The following is a 23379-nucleotide window of genomic DNA, read 5'->3' as shown; positions in this document are numbered from 1 at the left end:
TTTAGATGGCCTCGAGCTTGGCGTACCCCAGCATGAGCCATTTGCTGCCTTCGGCAAAGTTCACCTGCACCCGCGCCTGGGCACCGGAGCCCTCGAAGTTGAGGATCACCCCTTCGCCAAACACGGCGTGTTGCACGCGCTGGCCAAGGTTGAAAGCGGTCTGTGGAATATTGGCATTGGCAAACAGGTTGCTGCTCGTGCTCGTCGAACCGCCGAACGGTCGGCTGACACTGTTGGAAAGGCGTACTTCCTGAACCAGGCCACTCGGAATCTCGCGTACGAATCGAGACACCTTGTTGTAGGTCTCGCTGCCATAAAGGCGGCGAGTCTCGGCATAGGTCATGATCAGCTGGCGCATGGCACGGGTAATGCCCACGTAGGCCAGGCGGCGTTCTTCTTCCAGACGGCCAGGTTCTTCCAGGCTCATCTTGTGCGGGAACAGGCCTTCTTCCATGCCCACCAGGAACACGTAGGGGAATTCCAGGCCTTTTGCGCTGTGCAAGGTCATCAGCTGGATGCTGTCTTCGTGCTCGTCCGCCTGGGCATCGCCAGCCTCCAGCGAGGCATGGCCAAGGAAGGCCGACAGCGGCGACAGGTCGGCGTCGTCTTCGCTGGTTTCGAAGTTGCGTGCGGCGCTGACCAGTTCCTCAAGGTTCTCTACCCGTGCCTGGCCCTTTTCACCCTTTTCTTCCTGGTGATAGATGATCAGGCCGGACTGCTCGATGGCGGTTTGGGTCATGGTGTGCAACGGCATGTCCGCGACCTTGCTGGCCAGGCCCTCGATCAACTCGATGAAGGCGCCCAAGGCAGAGGCCGCGCGACCTTTCAGCGCCTTGGCGGCCAGCAGCTGGCACATGGCTTCCCACATCGACAGCTGGCTGTGGCGGGCATGCTCGCGAATGGCTTCGACGGTCTTCTCGCCGATACCACGGGGTGGCACGTTGATCACCCGTTCCAGTGCCGCATCGTTGCCGCGGCCTTCGATCAGCCGCAGGTAGGCCATGGCATTCTTGATTTCGGCGCGTTCGAAGAAGCGCTGGCCACCGTAGATACGGTACGGGATGCGTTCGCGCAGCAGGGCTTCTTCCAGCACCCGCGACTGGGCGTTGGAGCGATACAGGATGGCGATCTCGCTGCGCGCGTTGCCTTGCTTGATCAGGCTTTCGATGGTCTCGACCACATAGCGCGCTTCATCGTGTTCGTTGTAGGCGGCGTACAGCGTCAGCGGCTCGCCTTCGCCCATGTCGGTCCACAGTTCCTTGCCCAGGCGCCCGCTGTTGTTGGCGATCAGCGCGTTCGCAGCCTTGAGGATGCCACCGGTGGAGCGGTAGTTCTGCTCCAGGCGGATCATCTCGGCGTCAGGGAAGTCGGCGGTGTACTGGTGAATGTTCTCGATCTTGGCGCCGCGCCAGCCATAGATCGACTGGTCGTCGTCACCCACCGCCATCAGGCTGCCACCGTTCTTGCCGGCCAGCAGGCGCAACCAGGCGTACTGTACGGCGTTGGTGTCCTGGAATTCGTCCACCAGCAGGTGGCGGAAGCGCCGCTGGTAGTGTTCCAGCAGGCCAGGGTGGTCGCGCCACAGGTCGAGGGCGCGCAGCAGCAGTTCGGAGAAGTCGATGACCCCGGCACGCTCGCAGGCCTGTTCATAGGCGCTGTAGACATCACGCATGGTCTGCAGGAACAGGTCACCGCTGGCCTGGATATGTTGCGGGCGCAGGCCCTCGTCCTTTTGCCCGTTGATGAACCACTGCGCCTGACGCGCCGGCCACTTCTGCTCGTCCAGGCCGAGTTCGCGCATGACGCGCTTGATCAGCCGCTGCTGGTCATCACTGTCGAGGATCTGGAAGTTCTGCACCAGGCGTGCTTCCTGCCAGTGCGCCCGCAGCAGGCGGTGCGCCAGGCCGTGGAAGGTGCCCACCCACATGCCGGCCGGGTTGATACCCAGCAACTGCTCGATCCGCTGGCGCATCTCGGCGGCAGCCTTGTTGGTGAAGGTGACCGACAGGATCGAGTGCGGCGAGGCCTGCTCGACCTGGATCAGCCAGGCGATGCGGTGCACCAGCACGCGGGTTTTACCGGAACCGGCGCCAGCAAGCACCAGCTGACGCCCAAGCGTGGCCGCGACAGCCTGGCGTTGGGCATCGTTGAGGGAGTTCAGCAGGAGGGAGAGGTCATCTGTGTGCATCCGGCCATTCTAGGGGCAGGCCGGTCAACGGGCAAACGTCTACTGTATAAATATTCACCTCTTGAGCGGTCGCTCATCGGGTTCTGGTAGCCGCAACATTTCAGCTATACCAAATGTCTGCACCCGCATGACGGGGTGAAAGATGCTCCACAGCAGTTTGGCCAAGTCTGCGGTTTGTGTAAGATCGCAGCTCATTTAGTGCCAACCATAACAAGAACACTACAAGAACCAGCGCTATGACCCAGGACTGCACGGCGATCGGAGTATCGCTGGAGATGACAAGGAACGTGCGCAGGCAGTTCGCCACTCAGCTCTCCGTCGAGCGAACTCGACTGCTGTATCAAGGCTCACTATTACCCACATTGTTCATGCTGCTCAACGGCCTGCTGTGCGCCTGGCTGTTGTGGAGCCCTGGGCGTTATCTGCTGGTGGGCGTGTGGCTGGTGTGGGTGCTCGCGCTGGTGGCCCTTCGGGTGATCCAGGTGGCGGCGTTCGACGCAGCCACGGCGCAACGTCAGGCCAACCCCGGCTGGCGCCGCATGTTCCTGTTCGGTTCGGCATTCAGCGGCTTGACCTTGGCCTGTGCCGCGATCGCGCTGGTGCCGGAGGACAATTTCCTGCAGCAGGCCTGGGTGTTCGGGCTGCTGGGGATGGCCACCTTGAGCGCGAGCATTGCCTATGCAGTCAGCCTGCCGGCTTTCCTGAGCTTTGCCTTGCCCTGCCTGTTGCCACCCATCCTGTTCCTGTTCCACTTCGAAGCGGGGCAGCAGCGGGGTTGGGGCTGGCTCGGCCTGATCCTGCTGGCGGCGCTGCTGGTGGTGGCCTGGCAGGTCAACCGGCTGCTCGACCGCAGCCTGCTGCGGCGTTTCCAGAATCAGGCGTTGAACCAGGACCTGCAACGGGTTTCGGCGCAGAAGGTGCTCGAAGAGCAGCAGCGCCTGGCTGCCACGGTGTTCGAGGCCTGCAATGAAGGCGTGGCAATTCTCAGTGCCGAGTTCGTGGTGCTGGCAGTGAACCAGGCTTACTGCCAGATGACCGGCTACAACCGCTCCGAGCTGCTGGCACGCGAGCTGTTCGACCTGCCATGCCACAGCGATGCGCGCCGGCACAGCCTGGCCATCGAGTCGGCGCTGGCGCAACAAGGCGGCTGGCAGGGTGAGCTGGTAGAGGCCCGCAAGCACGGCGAGTTGCACCCGCAAAGGTTGCAGCTGACGGCTGTGCGCGACCCTCAAGGCCACTTGAGCCAGGTAGTCGGCTTCTTCACCGACCTGTCGGCCCGGCGGGCATCCGAGGAGCGCCTGCGCTATCTGGCGCACTACGACGAACTGAGCGGGCTGGCCAACCGTACACTGTTCCGGCTGCGTCTGCAGGAAGCCGCGCAGCGCGTACGCAGCAACGGGCGCAGCCTTGCCTTGCTGCATGTCGACTTGGACCGTTTCAAGCTGCTCAATGAAAGCCTGGGCCATGAAGTGGCCGATCAGCTGATTCACAAGATTGCCCGGCGCATTGTCAGCACCGTTCCCGAGGCGGATACGGTGGCGCGGCTTGCCGGCGACGAGTTTGCCGTGCTGTTCGATGGTTACAGCAACCTGTCGAGCCTGGTGCGAGTCACCACCCGGTTGTTGAACAAGTTGCGCAAGCCGCAGCGGCTCGATGGGCATGAGGTGGTGGTCAGCGCCTCGGTGGGCATCAGTGTGCTGTCCGATGCCACGCTCGATGCCGATGCCCTGATCAGCCAGGCCGACATGGCCAAGCAGCACGCCAAGCATCTGGGCGGCGACAACTTCCAGTTCTATACCGAGAGCCTGCGCGCCAGCACGCTCGAACGCCTGCAGCTGGAGAACCAGTTGCGCAAGGCCATCGAAGAAGAGCAACTGATGGTCTATTACCAGCCCAAACTGTGCCTGCTCAGTGGGCACCTGCATGCCGCCGAGGCACTGGTGCGCTGGCAGCATCCAGAGTGGGGCATGGTGCCGCCAGGGGAGTTCATCGGCCTGGCAGAAGAAACCGGGCTGATCGCTCCTATCGGTGAATTCGTGCTCCGCCAGGCCTGCAGGCAAGCGCGCGAATGGCTGCGGCAAGGGCTGGAGGTGCGGGTTTCGGTCAACCTGTCGGTCTACCAGTTGCGTCAGGGCAAGCTGGTCAGCCTGGTGCGTCAGGTGCTCGAGGAAACCGGGTTGGCACCGCACCTGCTGGAGCTCGAACTGACCGAAAGCCAGCTGCTGGAAAGTGTCGAGCACATCATCTCGACCTTCGAGCAATTGCATGCGCTGGGGGTGAAGCTGGCCATCGACGATTTTGGCACCGGCTATTCGTCATTGAGCTACCTCAAGCGCCTGCCGGTGGACTACGTGAAGATTGACCAGGCATTCATCCGTGGCCTGCACGAGGGCAGCCAGGATGCGGCCATTACCCGGGCGATCATCACCATGGCCAGGAGCTTGGGCCTGAAGGTGGTGGCAGAAGGGGTGGAAACGGCGGAACAACTGGCGCTCTTGCGTGAGCAGGCGTGTGACGAGGCTCAGGGCTACCTGATCAGCAGGCCGATCCCGGAGTCTGAGTTCAGGCAGATGCTCGCCCGTCCGTGGACGCATTGAGCGCATCCTCATTCAGCTATGCCAGTGCCTGCCATGTCGGGCCAGCAGGCTGTTGGCCTGTTCCGGGCCGTTATTGCCAGCGGCATAGTGGCGGGGCGCCTGGAAGTGCTCTTCCCAACCCTTGATGATCGGGTCGATCCAGGCCCAAGCGGCCTCCACTTCGTCGCGGCGCATGAACAGGGTCGAATCGCCTTCCAGGATGTCCAGCAGCAGGCGTTCGTAGGCGTCCCAACGGCGGGTCTGGCCGAATACCTGAGCAAGGTTCAGGTCCAGGTCGACCGGCTCCAGGCGCATGCCCTTGCCGGGGCTCTTGGTCATCATGCGCAGGCTGATGCGTTCCTCTGGCTGCAACTGGATCAGCAGCTGGTTGACCTGGCCACCGCTGAACAGCTCGTGGGGCACCGGTTTGAACTGGATGACGATCTGCGAAGAGCGCCGCGCCATGCGCTTGCCGGTCCGCAGGTAGAAGGGCACGCCGGCCCAGCGCCAGTTGTCGATGTGGGCGTGCACGGCAACAAAGGTTTCGGTGTCGGTGTCGTTGTCGACGTCCTTCTCGAAGTAGTAGGCCGGCACTTCCTGGCCGCCGATGTGGCCAGCACCGTACTGGCCGCGCACGGTCTTGTCCTGCACGTCCTGGCCAGTAATGGGCTTGAGGGCGCGCAGGATCTTCACTTTCTCGTCGCGTACGGCTTCGGCCTCGAACTGTGCGGGCGGCTCCATGGCCACCAGGCACAGCAGCTGCAACAGGTGATTCTGCAGCATGTCGCGGGTCGCCCCGGCGCGGTCGTAGTAAGCGCCGCGGTTTTCCACGCCGAGGGTTTCACAGACGCTGATCTGCACATGGTCGACCTGGCCGTTGCGCCACACCGGTTCCAGCAGGGCATTGGCAAAGCGCAGGGCCATCAGGTTCTGCACGGTTTCCTTGCCGAGGTAGTGGTCGATGCGAAACACCTGCGATTCGTCGAACACCGCGCCGATCGCTTCGTTGATGGCGGTAGCGGATGCCAGCGAGTGGCCGATCGGCTTCTCCAGCACGATGCGCGCTTCGCTGTCGGCCAGCCCGGCAATCCGCAAATGATTGGCGATCGGGACGAAGAGGTTGGGCGCAGTGGCCAGGTAGTAGATGCGGGTCAGCCCTCCAGGTTCGCCTAGGTAGCGCGCCAGGCGGCCAAAATCGGCGCTTTGCGCGGCATCCATGGGGAAGTAATCGAGGCGGGCGGAAAAACGCTGCCACACATCCTCTTCGAAATCGTGGCGGGCGATCTGCGCCCGGCAATGGCGTTCAGCGAGCTTGAGGTATTCGTCACGGCTTATGTGGCGGCGGGCGAGGGCAATGATGCGCACCGCGTTGTTCAGGCGTGCCTCGCGATACAGGTGATAGAGCGCCGGCAGCAGTTTGTGCAGGGCCAGGTCACCGGTGCCACCGAACACCAGAATGTCGCAAGGAATAGTCAAACCACCACTCTCCACGTTCGTTTAACTGGGCGGGTTGGCGTCCATGTAGTATAACTACAAGAAAGCTACATCCCGGCCAGCCGATCATAACCGAGTCCAGCCCGTGAATCTGTTGCAACATATCGCCCAATCGCGCCACCTGCTGCGCAAATCGGAACTCAAAGTGGCCGACCACGTGCTGCTCGACCCGGCTGCCGTGATGCACAGCTCCATGGCCGACCTGGCGCACAGCGTGGGCATCAGCGAGCCGACCATCGTGCGTTTCTGCCGGGCGATCGGTTGTTCGGGTTTTCAGGATCTCAAGCTCAAGCTGGCGCAGAGCCTGGCGGCCGGTGCCAGTTTCGGCCAGTTCGCGATTCATGAAGACGACTCGGTTGCCGACTACAGCCTGAAGATTTTCGATACCACCCTGCACACCCTGATGGAAGTGCGTGAGCACCTGGACCCGCAGGCCCTGCAACAGGCCGTGAGCGCCATGGCTCAGGCGCAACGCGTGGAGTTCTATGGCTTTGGCGCATCCGGCGCGGTAGCGGCCGATGCCCAGCACAAGTTCTTCCGCCTGCTGCTCAGCGCCGCGGCCTATTCCGACCCGCACATGCAGGCCATGTCGGCGGTGACGTTGAAGCCGGGTGACGTGGCGGTGTGCATTTCCCAGTCGGGGCGCTCCAAGGACCTGCTGATCACCGCCAACCTGGTGCGTGAAAGCGGTGCCAACCTGATCACCCTGTGCCCGAGCGCGACGCCGCTGGCGGAGTTGTCGACGGTCAACCTGGCGATCGACGTGCATGAAGACACCGAGATCTACACCCCGCTGACCTCGCGTATCGCTCACCTGGTGGTGATCGATGTGCTGGCGATGGGCGTGGCCATGGCCCGTGGGCCGAGCCTGGTCAATCACCTCAAGAGCGTGAAGCGCAGCTTGCGCAGCCTGCGTTTGTCGCCCAAGTCGATCAAGGCTACCGACGACTGAGGTAAGCCTGTCCTGGCCTCTTCGCGGGCTTGCCTGGGAAGAGGCCGGTACAGACAAAGCAGATTTCACGGTTTTGTCACCATTCCACAGCTAAACCGTAAACCCTCAAGGCCAGTCTGAAACTCCCGCATCCTATCTGGGAGACAGGCAATGGCTCGTGACTTCGACGGTACGTACCAACCCAGCGCCAAGGCTCGCAAGCAGCAGGAAAAGGATCAGCGCCGCATGGAATACCGCCGCGCGATCGAGAGCTATTGCGACCAGCGTCAACTGCTCCGCGATCTGGCCGACTACCCCGAACTGCAAGCACTCACGGTGTGGCAGGCGTCGGCGGCAACCTCCCCGAAAAACGCTCAACCAGTGCGCTGATCAGCGCACGTTCGCTGCGGATGAACGCCAGAAAGGCCAAGGCCACCGGCGACTGTCGCTTGGCCTTGGCCTGCACGACGCACCAGCTGCGGTATAGCGGCAACTCCTCCACCGGCAGCTCCCTGAGTGCCCCCGTGGCCAGTTCCAGGTTCACGGCATGGCGGGTCAGCAGGGCGATGCCCAGGCCGGCGATCACGCATTCACGCTGGGCATCGGCAGACGCGACCTCCAGTGTCTGGGTGAAGTGCACGCGCTTGTCCTTGAAGTACTCCTCGCAGGCCTTGCGCGTGCCCGAACCCTGCTCGCGGACCAGCAGGGTATGAGGCTCCAGGTCCTGCAGGCGCAGGTGTTCGAGCTTGCACAGCGGGTGTTCCGGCGGGGCCACCGCCACGATCGGGTTGTTGAGAAACGGCAGAAACTCCAAGCCCATGTCCTGCGGCACCATCGACATGATGATCAGGTCGTCGCGGTTGTCGGAAAGGCGGCGGATCGCCTGGGCGCGGTTGACCACCGTGAGGGTCAGGTTGACCTCCGGGTGACGCTGCTTGAAGGCGGCGAACAGGTGTGGCACGAAGTACTTGGCGCTGGACTCGATCGCCAGTTTCAGCTGCCCCTGCAGTGAGCCCTGCATGTCTGAAAGCTGCATGTCGAGGCTTTCCAGGCGCCCGAAGATGTCGCGGCTAGCTCGTTGCAGGGCTTCGGCCGCTTCGGTCAGGTAGAGCTTCTTGCCGACGTACTCGAACAGTGGCTGGCCGATCAGCTCTTCGAGCTGACGGATCTGTAGACTAACGGCGGGTTGCGTCAGTGCCATCTCCTCCGCAGCCCGGCTGTACGAACGCAAATCGCACACCTCGTTGAAGATCTGCAATTGACGCAATGTCATACGCATCAAGGACTTACGCATTTTTATCGGCTCTTCGGCAATACCTTGTTACCGAACTATAAGCTTTTGCTAATACAGTCCCTAACAAATATTGATTTTTGTTTATCGACCTTCAGCGCTAGGGTGAATGTGCGACTGGCCAGCAACCTCTGGTCACGCGCCGACCGGTACAACCGGATCGTCTGTTCCTACGGGCTTTGGGAAGAATCCAGTGATAAAAAAAATCCTGATCGCCAACCGGGGTGAAATCGCAGTTCGGATCGTCCGTGCCTGCGCCGAGATGGGCATTCGCTCTGTCGCGATCTATTCCGACGCCGACCGTCACGCCTTGCACGTCAAGCGCGCCGACGAGGCCTACAGCATCGGTGCCGAGCCACTGGCCGGCTACCTGAACCCGCGCAAGCTGGTCAACCTTGCTGTGGAAACCGGCTGTGACGCCCTGCACCCGGGTTACGGTTTCTTGTCGGAAAACGCCGAACTGGCAGAGATCTGCGCCGAGCGTGGGATCAAGTTCATCGGCCCGGCCGCCGACGTCATTCGCCGCATGGGTGACAAGACCGAAGCGCGTCGCACCATGATCCAGGCCGGTGTACCGGTGACCCCCGGTACCGAAGGCAACGTCGCCGATATTCATGAAGCCCTGAGCGAAGGTGACCGTATCGGTTACCCGGTGATGCTCAAAGCCACCTCCGGTGGTGGCGGCCGTGGTATCCGCCGCTGCAACAGCCGTGAAGAGCTGGAACAGAACTTCCCACGGGTCATTTCCGAGGCCACCAAGGCCTTTGGTTCGGCCGAAGTGTTCCTGGAAAAGTGCATCGTCAACCCCAAGCACATCGAGGCGCAGATCCTCGGTGACAGCTTCGGCAATGTCGTGCACCTGTTCGAACGCGACTGCTCGATCCAGCGCCGCAACCAGAAGCTCATCGAAATTGCCCCGAGCCCACAGCTCACCCCCGAGCAGCGCGCTTACATCGGCGACCTGGCGGTGCGTGCGGCCAAGGCGGTGAACTACGAGAACGCCGGTACCGTGGAGTTCCTGCTCGCCGATGGCGAGGTGTACTTCATGGAGATGAACACCCGGGTGCAGGTGGAACACACCATCACCGAGGAAATCACCGGTATCGACATCGTCCGCGAGCAGATCCGCATCGCATCGGGCTTGCCGCTGTCGGTGAAACAGGAAGACATCCAGCACCGTGGCTACGCGTTGCAGTTCCGCATCAACGCCGAAGACCCGAAGAACAACTTCCTGCCGAGCTTCGGCAAGATCACCCGTTACTACGCCCCCGGCGGCCCGGGCGTGCGCACCGACACGGCGATCTACACCGGCTACACCATTCCGCCGTTCTACGACTCCATGTGTCTGAAACTGGTGGTCTGGGCGTTGACCTGGGAAGAAGCCATGGACCGCGGCCTGCGGGCCCTGGATGACATGCGCGTGCAAGGGGTGAAGACCACTGCCGCGTACTACCAGGAAATCCTGCGCAATCCGGAATTCCGTAGCGGCCAGTTCAATACCAGCTTCGTCGAAAGCCACCCGGAACTGACCAACTACTCGATCAAGCGCAAACCCGAAGAGCTGGCCCTGGCCATCGCCGCCGCCATCGCCGCCCACGCAGGCCTGTGAGGAACCCCATAATGTCCAAGAAAATTCACGTAACCGACACGATCCTGCGCGACGCCCACCAGTCCCTGCTGGCTACCCGCATGCGTACCGAAGACATGCTGCCGATCTGCGAAAAGCTCGACAAGGTCGGCTACTGGTCGCTGGAAGTCTGGGGTGGCGCCACCTTCGACGCCTGCGTGCGCTTCCTCAAGGAAGACCCGTGGGAGCGCCTGCGCAAACTGCGTGCGGCACTGCCCAACACTCGCCTGCAAATGCTGCTGCGCGGCCAGAACCTGCTGGGCTACCGCCACTACAGCGACGACGTGGTCAAGGCCTTCGTCGCCAAGGCCGCGGTCAACGGCATCGACGTGTTCCGCATCTTCGACGCCATGAACGACGTGCGTAACCTGCGTGTCGCCATCGAAGCCGTGAAAGCTGCCGGCAAACACGCCCAGGGCGCCATCGCCTACACCGTCAGCCCCGTGCACACCATCGACGCCTTCGTCGCCCAGGCCAAGCAGATGGAAGCCATGGGTTGCGACTCGATTGCGATCAAGGATATGGCCGGCCTGCTGACGCCGTTCGCCACTGGCGAGCTGGTCCGGGCGCTGAAGGCCGAGCAGTCGCTGCCGGTGTTCATCCACTCCCACGACACCGCCGGCCTGGCCGCCATGTGCCAGCTCAAGGCCGTGGAAAACGGTGCCGACCACATCGACACCGCGATCTCCAGCTTCGCCTGGGGCACCAGCCACCCAGGTACCGAGTCGATGGTCGCCGCGCTCAAGGGCAGCGAGTTCGACACCGGCCTGGACCTGGAGCTGCTGCAGGAAATCGGCCTGTACTTCTACGCCGTGCGCAAGAAGTACCACCAGTTCGAGAGCGAGTTCACCGCCGTGGATACCCGCGTGCAGGTCAACCAGGTACCGGGCGGGATGATTTCCAACCTGGCCAACCAGCTCAAGGAGCAGGGTGCGCTGAGCCGCATGAACGAAGTGCTGGCAGAAATCCCACGGGTGCGTGAAGACCTCGGCTTCCCGCCGCTGGTGACCCCGACCTCGCAGATCGTCGGTACCCAGGCGTTCTTCAACGTGCTGGCCGGTGAGCGCTACAAGACCATCACCAACGAGGTGAAGCTGTACCTGCAGGGTGGTTACGGCAAGGCGCCGGGCGTGATCAACGAGCAGCTGCGCCGCCAGGCCATTGGTAACGAAGAAGTCATCGACGTGCGCCCGGCCGACCTGCTCAAGCCAGAGATGGCCAAGCTGCGTGGTGACATCGGTGCCCTGGCCCGTTGCGAAGAAGACGTGCTGACCTTCGCCATGTTCCCGGACATTGGCCGCAAGTTCCTCGAAGAGCGCGAAGCCGGCACCCTGACTCCAGAAGCCCTGCTGCCGATTCCCGAGGCCGGTGCAGTGGCATCCCATGGCGGTGAAGGTGTACCGACCGAGTTCGTCATCGACGTGCACGGTGAAACCTACCGCGTCGACATCACCGGTGTGGGCGTCAAGGCCGAAGGCAAGCGTCACTTCTACCTGTCGATCGACGGCATGCCGGAAGAAGTGGTGTTCGAGCCGCTCAACGAATTCGTCGGCGGCGGTGGCAGCAAGCGCAAGCAGGCCAGCGCACCGGGCCATGTCAGCACCACCATGCCAGGCAACATCGTCGATGTGCTGGTCAAGGAAGGCGATGTGGTCAAGGCCGGCCAGGCCGTGCTGATCACCGAAGCGATGAAGATGGAGACCGAAGTGCAGGCGGCCATCGCCGGTAAAGTCGTGGCCATCCACGTGGCCAAGGGCGATCGCGTGACACCGGGTGAGATCCTGATCGAGATCGAGGGCTGATTCGAAAGCCCTCATCTGCAAGCGGTTAACCTCTGGGGGGCGGATGCTCCCCTTTTTTTATGGTTCGCCACAGCATTTTTTGCGTCGATGAGATCGAGCGCCGCCCGCGCGGCGCACCACCTCAGATCCCGAGGCAAGCACCTGAAGGCCCTCCCTAATCTCCCGACAAGCAAATCGCAGCAACTCCAACATTGCATGGAGAGAATGCATTTTAATGCAGAGAAAGCAGGTGTAAGCTGCCCTTTTCTGCAATAAAGTGCAGAATTAGAATAGAGCTACAACCGGCAATGGCGCTGGGCAAGCTTGAGCGCCGGATGGCGGAGTGGGGGTTGGCATGACAGTTTCCATCGATGCCCGCGGGCTGATGATCGATGGCGTGCGCGAAGGCATTGCCGACGGCAGCCTTGAACTGGGGGCTGCCGTGCGACGGCTCCGTGTGGAGGTGGCGAAGATGCAGCAGACTCAGTTTGCGCGGATGTGCAAGATTTCCGTGCGTACGCTCATTCAGATTGAGCAGGGGGATGGTAATCCCACACTCAAGTCGTTAAATGCCGTATTCAAGCCATTTGGTTTGCAGATGGGCGTCGTCAGGCGCGTGAGCCAGATCAGGTAATCCTCTCAGGCCGATCACAGGTCTGCTGGCCCGTGATCGATCTCGACGAATCAGCCTCTGCGGCAGTTCTCAAGTGTTCGTGCCTGGCCTTCTGGCTTCTGATTCTCTGCGCTCAACCACCGCTCGAACCCTGCCGCCACCTGTGGCCACTCATCATCGGTAATTGAGTACCACGCCGTATCGCGGTTGTGGTCTTTCACCACCAGGTGCTTGCGGAACACGCCTTCATAAGTGAATCCGAACCGCTCGGCTGCACGCTTGGAGCGGGCGTTGGCGTTGTTGCATTTCCACTCCAGGCGGCGGTTGCCCAGCGCGAAGCTGAGCTTGCCCAGCAGGTAGACGGCCTCGGTGCTCTTGGGCGTGCGCTGCATGGGGGCGCCGAAGGCGATGTGACCGATCTCGATACGGCCGTGCTCGGGCACGATCGACATCAGGGTGAGCACGCCCTGAGCCTGGCCATTGGTGCGATCGACCACGGTGTAGTACAGCGGATCGTGGCTGGCGGCGTTACCTTGCAGCCAGCGGTCGAAAGCCGCACGCTCGGTGAACGGGCCATAGGGCAGGTAGTCCCACAGCACCGGGTCGGAGTCCGGGCCTTGCAGGGCGGCCCAGAGGTCGTCGCCGTGGCGCGCCGGGTCGAGTTTCTCCAGGCGGATGAAGCGGCCGTCGATGGGCTCGGCCTTTGGCGCTACAGCAGGTTTCCAGTTCAGTGCGTCAGTCATGTGGCCTACAACCCTTTGCGGAATTGGATGAAGCCCGGGCGCTCGGCAACCTGTTCGTACAGGCTGATGGCGGTGGCGTTGGTTTCGTGGGTCAGCCAGTGCACCTTGATGCAGCCGGCGGCCTTGGCCGTGGCGTACACGTGTTCGATCAGCTGGCGGCCGATGCCCAGGCCGCGCTGGCTGCTGTCGACGTAGAGATCCTGCAGGTAGCAGGAGTTCTCGATGCTCCAGTTGGAACGATGGTAGATGAAGTTGACCATGCCAACCGCCTTGCCATCGACCCAGGCCAGGGTCGAATGGGTTGGCTCGTTGGGGTCGAGCAGGCGTTGCCAGGTGCTGAGGCTTACTTCCTCTGCCAGCTCAGTCTGGTAGAAGCGCAGGTAGGCTTGCCACAGGGCGAGCCAGGCGGCGTGGTCTTGGGCGCTGACAGGGCGCAGGGTAACGCTGGGCATGGGGCTTTTCCTTCAGAGTTGGCGCATGTGCGCCGCAAGTTGGTTGTCCAGGTAATCCGGGCTGGCGCCCAGGCCATCACGCACGCCAGCGATATCTTCGGCCGAACGGTTCTGGCTGAGTTTGCGCGCGCCTTGCAGACGGGCGATGGGCAGCCGGATGCCGACGATGGCGCGGAGCATGCCGTCGAGGTAGTCGGCAGGGGCGTCGGCGACTTTCCAGGGCGCGCTGCGGCCCTGTTCGTGGCGGTCGGTCAGGCGGCTGACGATCTGCAGCAGCGGCGCGGCGTCGTGGATCACTTCGGCCGTGCCATAGGCGTGCACGGCAAGGTAGTTCCAGGTCGGCACCACCTTGGGGTTTTCGGCCTTGCTCGGGTAGTAGCTGGGGCTGACGTAGGCGTTGGCACCCGGGAACACCAGCAGTGCTTCGGCGCCTTGCTCCAGGTCCTGCCATTGGCGGTTTGCCCGCGCCAGGTGGGCATAAACGGTGCCGAACTCGCCCTCTTGGCTGTCGAGCAACACCGGCAGGTGTGTGGCCAGCAAGCCCTGTTCACCGTGGCTGACCAGCACGGCCAGACGGGTTTCGCGCATGTGCTGGTGCAAGCGCTCAAGGTCATGTTCCTGATGGGGTTTGCTGTTGTACATGCGCAGGGTCCTTGTCGAATGGTTCCATCCTAGGCAGGCTATTGGATCTGGGTAAGAGCCATTTATGACTGTTTTGATAGGTCCAATCTCATGAGCGAGCGCCCCCTTGTATTGCCTTTCGATCCTGCCGGCATCGTTCTCGATAGTCGTCGTGGGCTCAGTCAGCAGCTGTACCAGGCCCTGCGTGCTCGGGTTCTGGATGGCCGCTTGAGCAGCGGCACGCGGTTGCCGGCCACGCGTGACCTGGCAAACGTGCTGGCGCTGTCGCGCAACAGCGTGGTGCGTGCTTATGACCAGTTGTATGCGGAGGGCTACATCGAAAGCCGGGTAGGGGATGGCACTTATGTGAGCCGTCTACCAAAACTATCCACACAACTGTCCACAGGGTTATCCCGGGGTTTATCAACAGACTTATCCACATTTTCTTCGGGAAACACTGAGGATTTATCCAGCAACACGCTTTCCAGTGAGCCGTTGGAACGGTTGAAAAGTAACCATCTGCCGCCGCCAAAAAGCGGTGCGCCGAAGGCATTTCGAGTCGGAATTCCGGCGTTCGATCTGTTCCCTTTCGACGTATGGGCCAAGCTGCAGGCGGGTTTCTGGCGAAATCCTTCGCCTGCGCAGCTGGGTTATGGCGACCCAGCGGGTGAGCCTGTACTACGCGAGCTGATAGCCGCCTACTTGCGCCGTTCGCGTGGCCTTTCCTGCACGGCTGAACAAATTGTGATCACCAGTGGTGCTCAACAGGCCATCAGCCTTTGTGCACAGTTGCTGTTGCAACCGGGCGACGGCGTGGCTGTGGAAAACCCGGGTTATCGGGCCGCCGGGCATACCTTCGCCGTCGCCGGTGGCAAGGTGACCGGCGTGCCGGTGGACGAGGAGGGCATGGATTGCCAGCACCTGGAGCAGTTGACGGACTGCCGGCTGGCCTATGTCACCCCGGCGCACCAGTACCCGACCGGCGTGACCATGAGCCTGCCGCGGCGCCTGGCCTTGCTGGCCTGGGCCGAGCGCAACGATGGCTGGATCATCGAAGATGACTACGACGGCGAGTACCGCTACAGCGGCGCGCCCTTGACCCCGCTGGCAGCGCTCGACCGCCAGGGGCGGGTGTTGTACGTCGGCACCTTCGGCAAGATTGCCTTTCCGGCATTGCGCTTGGGCTATCTGGTGCTGCCGCCACGGCTGGTGCAGGCGTTCAGCCAGGGGCGGGCGCTGGCGGTTCGGCATTCGGAAGTGGGCACCCAGTGCGTGATGGCCGAATTCATGGCCCAAGGGCACTTCCAGCGGCACATCCGGCGCATGCGCAAGGCGGCGCTGAGCCGGCGCAATGTGCTCAAGGCCGGATGGCCCGTGGATGTGCCTGGGCTGGGTGCAATGCCTGAGGTGGCGGCGGGGCTGCATGTGAAGGTGGATGTGGATAACTTTGCGCGGGAGCAGGAGTTGGTGGCCAGGGCTGAAGCGGTGGGGGTCGAGGTGAACCCGCTGAGCAGTTACTGGCTGGAGGATAGCGAGCTGCCTGTGGATAAGCGGGCAGGGCTGGTGCTGGGGTTTGCGGCGGTGCCGGAAGGGGAGATTGCCGAGTCCTTGTTGAAATTGCGCAGGGTCTGGAAAGTGTGAATGGGGCTGCAAAGCAGCCCCCGGTTCTGAATCAGGTTCCAGACTTGATCCGCGTCCAGGCCCTGGTCCGCGCCCGCTCAGCCTCACGCGTCAATGGCTTGAGGGTATACAGCTTGGCCATCGCCTCCGCCGTCGGGTACAGGTTCGGGTTGTTGCGAATCGCCGGGCTGACCTTGTCGGTGGCATCCTTGTTCGGGTTCGGGTAGCCGACGAAATCGCTGATCGGCGCGATTACCTCAGGCCGCAGCAGGTAGTTGATGAATGCATGGGCATCCTCCGGGTTGGCTGCATTCTTCGGGATCGCCAGCATGTCGAACCAGATCGGTGCACCTTCCTTGGGCAGGCGCATGTCCACCACCACGCCATTCTTCGCATCCTTCGCCCGGTTGGCGGCCTGCGAGAAGCTGCCGCTGTAGCCCACCGCCACGCAGATATCACCGTTGGCGATGTCGGCCATGTACTTCGAGGAGTGGAAGTAGGTGATGTACGGGCGGATCTTCAGCAACAGCGCTTCGGCCTTCTTGTAGTCGTCTGGCTTGTCGCTGTTGGGCGGCAAACCCAGGTGCTGCAAGGCCAGCGGCAGGATCTCCGACGGCGAGTCGAGTAGCGCGACACCGCACTGTTTCAGCTTGGAGATGTTCTCCTCCTTGAAGATCAGGTCCCAGCTGTCGACCGGAGCCTGGTCACCGAGCACAGCCTTGACCTTGTCCGGGTTGAACCCGATCAGGATGGTGCCGTACATGTACGGCACGGCGAACTTGTTGCCCGGGTCGTTGGCCTCGATCAGCTTCATCAGCGCCGGGTCCAGGTGTTGCCAGTTCGGCAGCTTGCTGCGGTCCAGAGGCTGGAATACCCCGGCTTCGATCTGCTTGGCGAGGAACACGTTGGACGGTACGACCACGTCGTAGCCGGAGTTGCCGGTGAGCAGCTTGGCCTCGAGCGCTTCATTGGTGTCGAAAATGTCGTAGATCAGCTTGGTGCCACTTTCCTTCTGGAAGTCGCTCAAGGTCTGCGGGGTGATGTAATCGAACCAGTTATACACACGCAGGGTGCGCTGCTCGGCTTGAGCTTGCAGGGCACCGGTGAACAGGGTGGCAGCGATGAACGGGGCGAGCAGACGCTTGAGTCGGACCATGATCAGGCTCCTGGCTGGGCGCGCTGGAAGCCTTCCAGCACATTGACTGCGTTGATACCGATTTCTTCCACAGCGTAGCCACCTTCCATCACGAACAGGGTGGGCTTGCCGAGCTGGGCGATGCGCTTGCCCATTTCCAGGTAATCCGGGCTGTCCAGCTTGAACTGGGAGATCGGATCGTCCTTGAAGGTGTCCACGCCGAGGGAGACCACCAGCACGTCGGCGTCATAGGCGGCGATGCGTTGGCAGGCGTCTTCCAGTGCGGCGCTCCAGGCCGCCCAGTCACTGCCGGCGGGCAGCGGGTAGTTGATGTTGCAGCCTTCGCCTGCGCCTTCACCGGTTTCATCGGCATAGCCGAGGAAGAACGGGAATTCATCCGTTGGGTCGCCGTGGATCGAGGCGAAGAACACGTCGTTGCGCTGGTAGAAGATGTCCTGGGTGCCGTTGCCGTGGTGGTAGTCGACGTCAAGGATGGCCACCTTGGCGCGGCCCTGGTCGAGGAAGGCCTGGGCAGCGATCGCGGCATTGTTCAGGTAGCAATAGCCACCCATGACTTCAGCGGCGGCGTGGTGCCCTGGTGGCCGGCACAGGGCGAAGGCCGAGTGAGCGCCCTGCTGGATGGCAGCCTGGGCGGTCAGGGCGACCTGCGCGGCGCTGTAGGCGGCCTGCCAGGTGCCAGCGGTGATCGGTGCGCCGGCGTCGAAGCTGTAGTAGCCGAGTTCGCCATGCAGGCCGGTTGGCTTGACCTGGCGCAGCGTGCGCGCCGGCCAGGTGAAGGGCAGCAGGTCGCCGTCGTGGCCGAGCGCGGCCCAGCGTGCCCAGGCGCCTTGGAAGAAGTCGAGGTAGTCGGCGCTGTGAATGCGCTGCAGCGGTGCACGGCCGAAGTCAGTCGGGCCTTGGACGTCGCCGAGGTTGCGCTTTTTCACTTGATCGAGGACGTGGTCGGCGCGCGAGGGCATTTCGAAGCAAGGCATCAGCTTGCCGTCGATCAGCTCGCAGCGGCCATGGTGCAGGCGGTGATCATCGGAATAGATCGTCAGCATTTGTTGTTCTCCGGGGGGACTGGCGTGGGCCCATTTTCACGGGCGGCCCGGTGGCGGAGAACGTCGCAAACGGCCAAAAGGGGATCGATGTGGCCAAGCTCGTTGGCCACTGCAGGTCAGCCACGGAAGTGGCTGGGGGCGACCCCGCTCCAACGCTGGAATGCATGGCGGAAACTTGCGGTCTCGCTGAACCCCAGGGTCTCGGCGATCCGGTAGATCGGCATCTGCTCGTCGGCCAGCAATTGCTTGGCCCGATCGAAGCGCAGCTCATCGAGCAGTTGTTGATAACTGCAGCCCAGCGCCTGCAGGTGGCGGCGCAAGGTCCGCGAGGAACAGTTCATTTGCCGCGCCAGCCCCTCCAGGCCCGGCGCCGCATCCAGTTGTTGCAGCAACAACTGGCGGATGCGCCCAAGCCAGGCCTGGCGCCCGGTGAATTCCAGGTTCAGGCGCCGGCAGCGCTCACTCATGGCCTTGTGGGTAATCGGGTCGGCCAGCGGCAATGGCATGTCCAGCCAGCGCCGTTCGAAGGCAAAGGCGTTGTCCTCGGCGTCGAAGGCCAGCGGGCACTGGAAGGCGCCAGTGTAGAGGCCGTGGTAGCCGGGCCGTGGGTGCTCGAAGCGGGCGCCGAGCAGCGGCAGGGTGCGGCCGAGCAGGTCATCGCAGATCACTTTCAACGACACCAGGCAGAACTCGGCATTGAAGGCGGCGAGTGCCGGGCTGTCATGGTATTCGCTGGCGCTGAACCAGACGCGCTGGCCATCGTCGACCAGGCGCAGCTTGAAGACTGTTCCCAGCAGTGCCGGATAATGCAGCGCCAGGCGCAGGGCGTCACCCAAAGTGGCACTGGAGAGCAGGGCGTAACCGAGCATGCCGTAGCACGACACATGCATGCGACGGCCCAGTTCCAGGCCGATTTCCTCGCGCCGGGCAACGGCATTGGCGCACACCTGCAACTCTTGCTGGGTGGTGATGCGTGCGTCGCTATGGCCCAGGTCGGCCGGGCCTATGCCGCTGCCGGCGAGCAACGTCGTCGCCTCGCAGCCTTCTTCCTGAAACAGGTTGAGGATCAGCGAAACCGCGTTGAGGGTGGTCAGGTGGCTGTGCAGCATGCTCGGTCATCCCGTGGGCCTGGGAGGTATTATGGAGCAAGTTGTGTGCCGATACCGGCATGGCATCGCGGGCGCGACATTCATGAGACCAAAAAAAAGGCCCGGAGCGTGCGCTCGGGCCTTTGAAAGGTTGAGAGGTGTCTAGTCCCTCGACCTGGTGAGACTGTTTGCAGCGGTCTGAGTTACGCCTTCAGCGGAACCAGACGTGGAGCGATCATGTTTTCCGGACGCAGGATGTCGTCGAGCATCGCGTCGTCCAGCAGCTTCTCTTCACGCACCAGTTCCAGTACGCCGCGGCCGGTTTCCAGGGCAACGCGGGCGATACGGGTGGCGTTTTCGTAGCCGATGTACGGGTTCAGGGCGGTGACCAGGCCGATCGAGTGCTCGACCAGTTCACGGCAGCGCTGTTCGTTGGCAGTGATGCCGACGATGCAGTGCTCGCGCAGCATGTCCATGGCACGCTGGAGCAGGCGGATCGAGTCGAAGATCTTGTAGGCGATCAGCGGCTCCATCACGTTCAGCTGCAGCTGGCCACCTTCGGCGGCGACGGTCAGGGCCAGGTCGTTGCCCATGATGGCGAAGGCCACTTGGTTGACCGCTTCCGGGATAACCGGGTTGACCTTGCCTGGCATGATCGAGCTGCCTGGCTGACGCGCTGGCAGGTTGATCTCATTAATGCCGGTGCGCGGGCCGCTGGACAGCAGGCGCAGGTCGTTACAGATCTTCGACAGCTTGACCGCGGTACGCTTGAGCATGCCGGAGAACAGCACGAAGGCACCCATGTCGGAAGTGGCTTCGATCAGGTCGGCAGCCGGTACCAGCGGCTGGCCGCTGATGGTAGCCAGGCGCTGCACGGCCAGGGCCTGGTAGCCCGGGTCGGCGTTGATGCCGGTACCGATGGCGGTACCGCCCAGGTTGATTTCAGTCAGCAGTTCCGGGGCCAGCGAGCGCAGGCGCTGCAGGTCTTCGGTCATGGTGGTGGCGAAGGCGCGGAACTCCTGGCCCAGGGTCATCGGTACGGCGTCCTGCAGCTGGGTGCGGCCCATCTTCAGTACGTGGTCGAATTCCTTGCCTTTGGCAGCGAAGGCCTGGATCAGGCTGTCGAGGCTGGCCAGCAGGGCGTCGTGGCCCAGCAACAGGCCCAGGCGGATGGCAGTCGGGTAGGCGTCGTTGGTCGACTGCGCCATGTTCACGTCGTTGTTCGGGTGCAGGTACTGGTACTCACCCTTCTGGTGGCCCATGGCCTCCAGCGCGACGTTGGCGATGACTTCGTTCGCGTTCATGTTGGTGGAAGTACCGGCACCACCCTGGATCATGTCCACCACGAACTGGTCGTGGTAATCGCCTTTGATCAGGCGGGCGCAGGCTGCACTGATGGCAGCGTGCTTGGCATCGCTCAGGTGACCCAGCTCACGGTTGGCGTCGGCAGCAGCCTGCTTGACCATGGCCAGGGCCACGACCAGCTTCGGGTAGTGCGACAGCGGAACACCGGAGAGATGGAAGTTGTTGGCAGCGCGCAGGGTCTGGATGCCGTAGTAGGCATCGGCAGGGACTTCAAGGGTACCAAGCAGATCTTTTTCGACGCGGAACGATGCAGCGGAGGACATGATGGATATCATCTCGATTTTGACCCGGCACATGCCGGAATGGCGCCAATCCTAGGCCTGAAGGGGATTTTGCGGCCAATGCTGTTGCACGCTAACCTATGCACAAACGGCATAGTGTTTCGTGTGACGCCAATTGACATTCGAGCGTGTTCCATTTTGGTGCACGCCGGGAGATCTGCTTCATGAACCTCGAAAGCAAGTGGCTGGAGGACTTCAGTGCCCTGGCCTCCACCCGCAGTTTTTCCCAGGCGGCCGAACGACGTTTCGTCACCCAGCCCGCCTTCAGCCGGCGTATACGCAGCCTGGAAGCAGCGCTGGGGCTGACCCTGGTGAATCGTTCCCGCACACCGATCGAGCTGACCGAGGCAGGGCAGCTGTTTCTCGTCACTGCCCGTACCGTTGTCGACCAATTAAGCGAAGTTCTTCGCCATTTGCATCACCTCGAAGGTGGCCAGGGTGAGGTGATCCAGGTGTCTGCGGCGCACTCCCTGGCATCGGGCTTTTTCCCACGCTGGGTAGCCCAGTTGCGCAATGATGGTTTGAACATCGCCACACGCCTGGTTGCGACTAACGTCGGAGATGCGGTGCATGCATTAAGGGAGGGTGGCTGCGACCTGATGCTGGCGTTCTATGATCCCGACGCGGCCTTGCAGATGGATGCAGAAATCTTCCCGTCGCTGCACATGGGCAACACCGAAATGCTTCCGGTGTGCGCAGTGGATGCCGACGGCAAGCCGCTGTTCGACCTTGAAGCCGACAGCAGCGTGCCGTTGTTGGCCTACAGTGCCGGTGCCTTCCTTGGCCGTTCGGTGAATCTGCTCTTGCGCCAGCGCAACCTGCGCTATACCACCGTTTATGAAACCGCGATGGCCGACAGCCTGAAGAGCATGGCGCTCGAAGGGATGGGCATTGCCTGGGTGCCTCGCTTGTCGATGCGCGGCGAACTGGAGCGGGGTGAACTGGCGATCTGTGGCGGCACTCAGTGGCATGTGCCGCTGGAAATCCGCCTGTATCGCTGCGCCTTGGTGCGCAAGGCCAACGTCAGGCTGCTATGGCGCAAGCTCGAGTCGGCGGGCAGTCAGGGCGAGGCTTGACCGTCACGGTTGATGGTTGCGCAGGTGTGCGACGATATTCTGACGATTATCATCACTGTAGCGGTAGCAGTTCGAGCGGTCCCAGGCGCGTTCCGGGTAGACATACGTTTCGCATTTGACCAGCAACGGCGTCCTGACGGTTTCTGCATGCTCGTGGGTGGCCCCGAGCATGTGGCCGATTTCGTGCCCCAGGTTGGCGAAACTGCTGCGAGAGGCGATGGCGCTGATGCCTTCGAACTGTGCCAGGCCTTCCACCGTCTTGCCGTTGTCGAGTAGCTCGTAGCCGTTCTGGGTCACCAGGATCGACTTGTTGATGGCTTTTGGATAGTGCTGGAACCTGAGTTCAGCCATGGCGTTGTGAAATGCCTGAAGTGTCGAGCTGGCATTGTTCCTTGCGGCGTATTCGATGTCGGTGATGCCCGGAATATCGCGATGGTAGATCACCTCGATCGACTGCGAGGTGAATGCGTGCATCTCGTCTTCCCAGTGTTTCAGGTAGTCGTAGTACAGCGCTTCTTCAGTGACCGATGCGAGTTCATCGTGCAGGTATACGTGGATGATCAGGGTTTCGCTGGCGATGGCTGCGGGCAAGCGCAGTGCGCACGCCAGTAACATTACCGTGGCAAGTCGTTTGATGCAGTGCATGGTGGAACCTCCATTGTGTGGAGCGTTGAGGTTCCGGTATCGCCGACGCGAGAGGCACCTGGAAGGCCTGGCGCTTGGCCGGTGGACCACTGAAAAGTTGTCCCGCGAGACAGCTTGCCCTTTGATCCGACATGTGCTTATGGGGGTGGGCGGCCCGCGCAGAAATACGCTACAATCCCGCGCCTTCGGCCGACCCGGTCGATTCAGAATCCGTATGACAAGCCACGCCGGTCCACCTGCGTGGCTTGTTGCTTTTAGCGCGCCAGAAGGCGCTTGCAGGAGAGGCTCGACGATGAGTGCACTGGTTGGCGTGATCATGGGCTCCAAGTCCGATTGGTCCACCCTTAGCCACACCGCCGATATGCTGGAAAAACTCGGCATTCCCTACGAAGTGAAGGTGGTTTCCGCCCACCGCACCCCGGACTTGCTGTTCCAGTACGCCGAAGAGGCCGAAGGGCGTGGCATCGAGGTGATCATTGCCGGTGCCGGTGGCGCTGCCCACCTGCCAGGCATGTGTGCCGCCAAGACCCACCTGCCGGTGCTGGGCGTGCCCGTCCAGTCGTCGATGCTCTCGGGCGTCGACTCGCTGCTGTCGATCGTGCAGATGCCTGCCGGCGTGCCGGTTGCCACCCTGGCCATCGGCCGTGCTGGCGCCGTCAACGCCGCGCTGCTGTCGGCGAGCATCCTCGGCGCCAAGTACCCGCAGTACCACGCGGCGCTGAAGCAGTTCCGCACCGAGCAGACCGACACCGTGCTGGACAATCCAGACCCGCGCCAGGCTTGAGGCT

The 23379-nt window shown here is 62.4% G+C and carries 20 protein-coding genes; 9 read left to right on the top strand and 11 right to left on the bottom strand.

The window, feature by feature from the left end; translation table 11 throughout:
- Window position 1: 1 nt before the first annotated feature.
- Window positions 2–2188 (bottom strand): DNA helicase II, encoded by a 2187-nt coding sequence (gene uvrD / locus N430_RS21620; protein WP_110638878.1) that lies wholly within the window; start codon window positions 2186–2188, stop codon window positions 2–4.
- 368 nt (window positions 2189–2556) lie between these two features.
- Here uvrD and N430_RS21615 point away from each other — a divergent pair, with 368 nt between their 5' ends.
- Window positions 2557–4785: a putative bifunctional diguanylate cyclase/phosphodiesterase gene (locus N430_RS21615; protein ID WP_371922789.1), complete on the top strand. Its 2229-nt coding sequence runs from the start codon at window positions 2557–2559 to the stop codon at window positions 4783–4785.
- A 12-nt stretch (window positions 4786–4797) separates the two neighbouring features.
- Here the strand turns inward: N430_RS21615 and zwf are convergent, their stop codons facing one another.
- Window positions 4798–6240 carry a glucose-6-phosphate dehydrogenase gene (gene zwf, locus N430_RS21610; RefSeq protein ID WP_110638876.1) on the bottom strand — a complete coding sequence of 481 codons (1443 nt, stop codon included), beginning with the start codon at window positions 6238–6240 and terminating at the stop codon, window positions 4798–4800.
- A gap of 103 nt (window positions 6241–6343) precedes the next feature.
- Here zwf and hexR point away from each other — a divergent pair, with 103 nt between their 5' ends.
- Both hexR and N430_RS21600 read left to right on the top strand, forming a co-directional pair.
- Complete coding sequence (hexR, locus tag N430_RS21605) at window positions 6344–7210, top strand: transcriptional regulator HexR (RefSeq protein ID WP_027917078.1); 867 nt, start codon at window positions 6344–6346, stop codon at window positions 7208–7210.
- Window positions 7211–7360: 150 nt separating this feature from the next.
- Entirely contained in the window at window positions 7361–7579 is a 219-nt protein-coding gene (locus tag N430_RS21600) for a PA3496 family putative envelope integrity protein (protein ID WP_110638875.1), read from the top strand.
- Here N430_RS21600 and N430_RS21595 read toward each other — a convergent pair.
- A complete protein-coding gene (locus N430_RS21595) occupies window positions 7521–8468 on the bottom strand; it encodes a LysR family transcriptional regulator (RefSeq protein ID WP_165837375.1) in 948 nt (315 codons plus the stop codon). The two genes, N430_RS21600 and N430_RS21595, sit on opposite strands and share 59 nt — an antisense overlap.
- Before the next feature lie 205 nt (window positions 8469–8673).
- Here N430_RS21595 and N430_RS21590 point away from each other — a divergent pair, with 205 nt between their 5' ends.
- The 3 genes from N430_RS21590 to N430_RS21580 all read left to right on the top strand — a co-directional run bounded on the left by N430_RS21590 (window position 8674) and on the right by N430_RS21580 (window position 12522).
- A complete protein-coding gene (locus N430_RS21590) occupies window positions 8674–10089 on the top strand; it encodes an acetyl-CoA carboxylase biotin carboxylase subunit (protein WP_054884776.1) in 1416 nt (471 codons plus the stop codon).
- A gap of 11 nt (window positions 10090–10100) precedes the next feature.
- Entirely contained in the window at window positions 10101–11909 is a 1809-nt protein-coding gene (gene oadA / locus N430_RS21585) for a sodium-extruding oxaloacetate decarboxylase subunit alpha (protein WP_110638873.1), read from the top strand.
- A 334-nt stretch (window positions 11910–12243) separates the two neighbouring features.
- On the top strand, window positions 12244–12522 hold the full coding sequence (locus N430_RS21580) for a helix-turn-helix domain-containing protein (protein ID WP_110638872.1): 279 nt from the start codon (window positions 12244–12246) through the stop codon (window positions 12520–12522).
- A 50-nt stretch (window positions 12523–12572) separates the two neighbouring features.
- Here N430_RS21580 and N430_RS21575 read toward each other — a convergent pair whose 3' ends face one another.
- From N430_RS21575 to N430_RS21565, 3 genes are read right to left on the bottom strand one after another with little or no spacing between them, the layout of a single operon-like run.
- Window positions 12573–13244 carry a GNAT family N-acetyltransferase gene (locus tag N430_RS21575; RefSeq protein ID WP_110638871.1) on the bottom strand — a complete coding sequence of 224 codons (672 nt, stop codon included), beginning with the start codon at window positions 13242–13244 and terminating at the stop codon, window positions 12573–12575.
- A gap of 5 nt (window positions 13245–13249) precedes the next feature.
- A complete protein-coding gene (locus tag N430_RS21570) occupies window positions 13250–13696 on the bottom strand; it encodes a GNAT family N-acetyltransferase (protein WP_103448433.1) in 447 nt (148 codons plus the stop codon).
- 12 nt (window positions 13697–13708) lie between these two features.
- Entirely contained in the window at window positions 13709–14338 is a 630-nt protein-coding gene (locus N430_RS21565; protein WP_110638870.1) for an FMN-binding negative transcriptional regulator, read from the bottom strand.
- A gap of 90 nt (window positions 14339–14428) precedes the next feature.
- Between N430_RS21565 and N430_RS21560 the strand changes: the two genes are divergently transcribed.
- The gene (locus N430_RS21560; protein WP_110638869.1) at window positions 14429–15958 is read left to right on the top strand and encodes a PLP-dependent aminotransferase family protein; all 1530 of its coding nucleotides are present in this window, start codon (window positions 14429–14431) and stop codon (window positions 15956–15958) included.
- 31 nt (window positions 15959–15989) lie between these two features.
- On the opposite strand, the gene N430_RS21555 is transcribed toward N430_RS21560, so the two are convergent.
- The 4 genes from N430_RS21555 to aspA form a co-directional block, all read right to left on the bottom strand.
- Window positions 15990–17093: a polyamine ABC transporter substrate-binding protein gene (locus N430_RS21555; protein ID WP_110638868.1), complete on the bottom strand. Its 1104-nt coding sequence runs from the start codon at window positions 17091–17093 to the stop codon at window positions 15990–15992.
- 2 nt (window positions 17094–17095) lie between these two features.
- Complete coding sequence (locus N430_RS21550) at window positions 17096–18136, bottom strand: histone deacetylase family protein (RefSeq protein WP_110638867.1); 1041 nt, start codon at window positions 18134–18136, stop codon at window positions 17096–17098.
- 116 nt (window positions 18137–18252) lie between these two features.
- Window positions 18253–19245 (bottom strand): AraC family transcriptional regulator, encoded by a 993-nt coding sequence (locus N430_RS21545; protein ID WP_110638866.1) that lies wholly within the window; start codon window positions 19243–19245, stop codon window positions 18253–18255.
- Window positions 19246–19427: 182 nt separating this feature from the next.
- Window positions 19428–20852, bottom strand: a complete 1425-nt coding sequence (aspA, locus tag N430_RS21540) for an aspartate ammonia-lyase (RefSeq protein ID WP_027917067.1) — start codon at window positions 20850–20852, stop codon at window positions 19428–19430.
- Between the two features lie 182 nt (window positions 20853–21034).
- Between aspA and N430_RS21535 the strand changes: the two genes are divergently transcribed.
- Window positions 21035–21946, top strand: coding sequence for a LysR substrate-binding domain-containing protein (locus N430_RS21535; RefSeq protein ID WP_110638865.1), 912 nt, complete (start codon window positions 21035–21037; stop codon window positions 21944–21946).
- A 3-nt stretch (window positions 21947–21949) separates the two neighbouring features.
- On the opposite strand, the gene N430_RS21530 is transcribed toward N430_RS21535, so the two are convergent.
- Window positions 21950–22591, bottom strand: a complete 642-nt coding sequence (locus tag N430_RS21530; protein WP_110638864.1) for a hypothetical protein — start codon at window positions 22589–22591, stop codon at window positions 21950–21952.
- Between the two features lie 292 nt (window positions 22592–22883).
- Here N430_RS21530 and purE point away from each other — a divergent pair, with 292 nt between their 5' ends.
- Window positions 22884–23375 carry a 5-(carboxyamino)imidazole ribonucleotide mutase gene (purE, locus tag N430_RS21525; RefSeq protein WP_003253304.1) on the top strand — a complete coding sequence of 164 codons (492 nt, stop codon included), beginning with the start codon at window positions 22884–22886 and terminating at the stop codon, window positions 23373–23375.
- Window positions 23376–23379: the final 4 nt, after the last annotated feature.

It is taken from the genome of Pseudomonas sp. CC120222-01a (assembly GCF_003097235.1).
Classification (GTDB): Bacteria; Pseudomonadota; Gammaproteobacteria; order Pseudomonadales; family Pseudomonadaceae; genus Aquipseudomonas.
Note: the sequence above shows the minus strand (reverse complement) of the source record. Positions and strands in the feature narration are given on the sequence as shown.

What these genes read in the sequence shown, in the direction of transcription:
- N430_RS21595 (WP_165837375.1), bottom strand. Translation starts at nt 8,468, where the DNA reads ATGCGTATGACATTGCGTCAATTGCAGATCTTCAACGAGGTGTGCGAT.
- aspA (WP_027917067.1), bottom strand. Translation starts at nt 20,852, where the DNA reads ATGTCCTCCGCTGCATCGTTCCGCGTCGAAAAAGATCTGCTTGGTACC.
- uvrD (WP_110638878.1), bottom strand. Translation starts at nt 2,188, where the DNA reads ATGCACACAGATGACCTCTCCCTCCTGCTGAACTCCCTCAACGATGCC.
- N430_RS21580 (WP_110638872.1), top strand. Translation starts at nt 12,244, where the DNA reads ATGACAGTTTCCATCGATGCCCGCGGGCTGATGATCGATGGCGTGCGC.
- N430_RS21545 (WP_110638866.1), bottom strand. Translation starts at nt 19,245, where the DNA reads ATGCTGCACAGCCACCTGACCACCCTCAACGCGGTTTCGCTGATCCTC.
- N430_RS21555 (WP_110638868.1), bottom strand. Translation starts at nt 17,093, where the DNA reads ATGGTCCGACTCAAGCGTCTGCTCGCCCCGTTCATCGCTGCCACCCTG.
- oadA (WP_110638873.1), top strand. Translation starts at nt 10,101, where the DNA reads ATGTCCAAGAAAATTCACGTAACCGACACGATCCTGCGCGACGCCCAC.
- N430_RS21565 (WP_110638870.1), bottom strand. Translation starts at nt 14,338, where the DNA reads ATGTACAACAGCAAACCCCATCAGGAACATGACCTTGAGCGCTTGCAC.
- N430_RS21560 (WP_110638869.1), top strand. Translation starts at nt 14,429, where the DNA reads ATGAGCGAGCGCCCCCTTGTATTGCCTTTCGATCCTGCCGGCATCGTT.
- N430_RS21535 (WP_110638865.1), top strand. Translation starts at nt 21,035, where the DNA reads ATGAACCTCGAAAGCAAGTGGCTGGAGGACTTCAGTGCCCTGGCCTCC.
- N430_RS21570 (WP_103448433.1), bottom strand. Translation starts at nt 13,696, where the DNA reads ATGCCCAGCGTTACCCTGCGCCCTGTCAGCGCCCAAGACCACGCCGCC.
- N430_RS21615 (WP_371922789.1), top strand. Translation starts at nt 2,557, where the DNA reads ATGCTGCTCAACGGCCTGCTGTGCGCCTGGCTGTTGTGGAGCCCTGGG.
- purE (WP_003253304.1), top strand. Translation starts at nt 22,884, where the DNA reads ATGAGTGCACTGGTTGGCGTGATCATGGGCTCCAAGTCCGATTGGTCC.
- N430_RS21600 (WP_110638875.1), top strand. Translation starts at nt 7,361, where the DNA reads ATGGCTCGTGACTTCGACGGTACGTACCAACCCAGCGCCAAGGCTCGC.
- N430_RS21530 (WP_110638864.1), bottom strand. Translation starts at nt 22,591, where the DNA reads ATGCACTGCATCAAACGACTTGCCACGGTAATGTTACTGGCGTGCGCA.
- N430_RS21550 (WP_110638867.1), bottom strand. Translation starts at nt 18,136, where the DNA reads ATGCTGACGATCTATTCCGATGATCACCGCCTGCACCATGGCCGCTGC.
- N430_RS21575 (WP_110638871.1), bottom strand. Translation starts at nt 13,244, where the DNA reads ATGACTGACGCACTGAACTGGAAACCTGCTGTAGCGCCAAAGGCCGAG.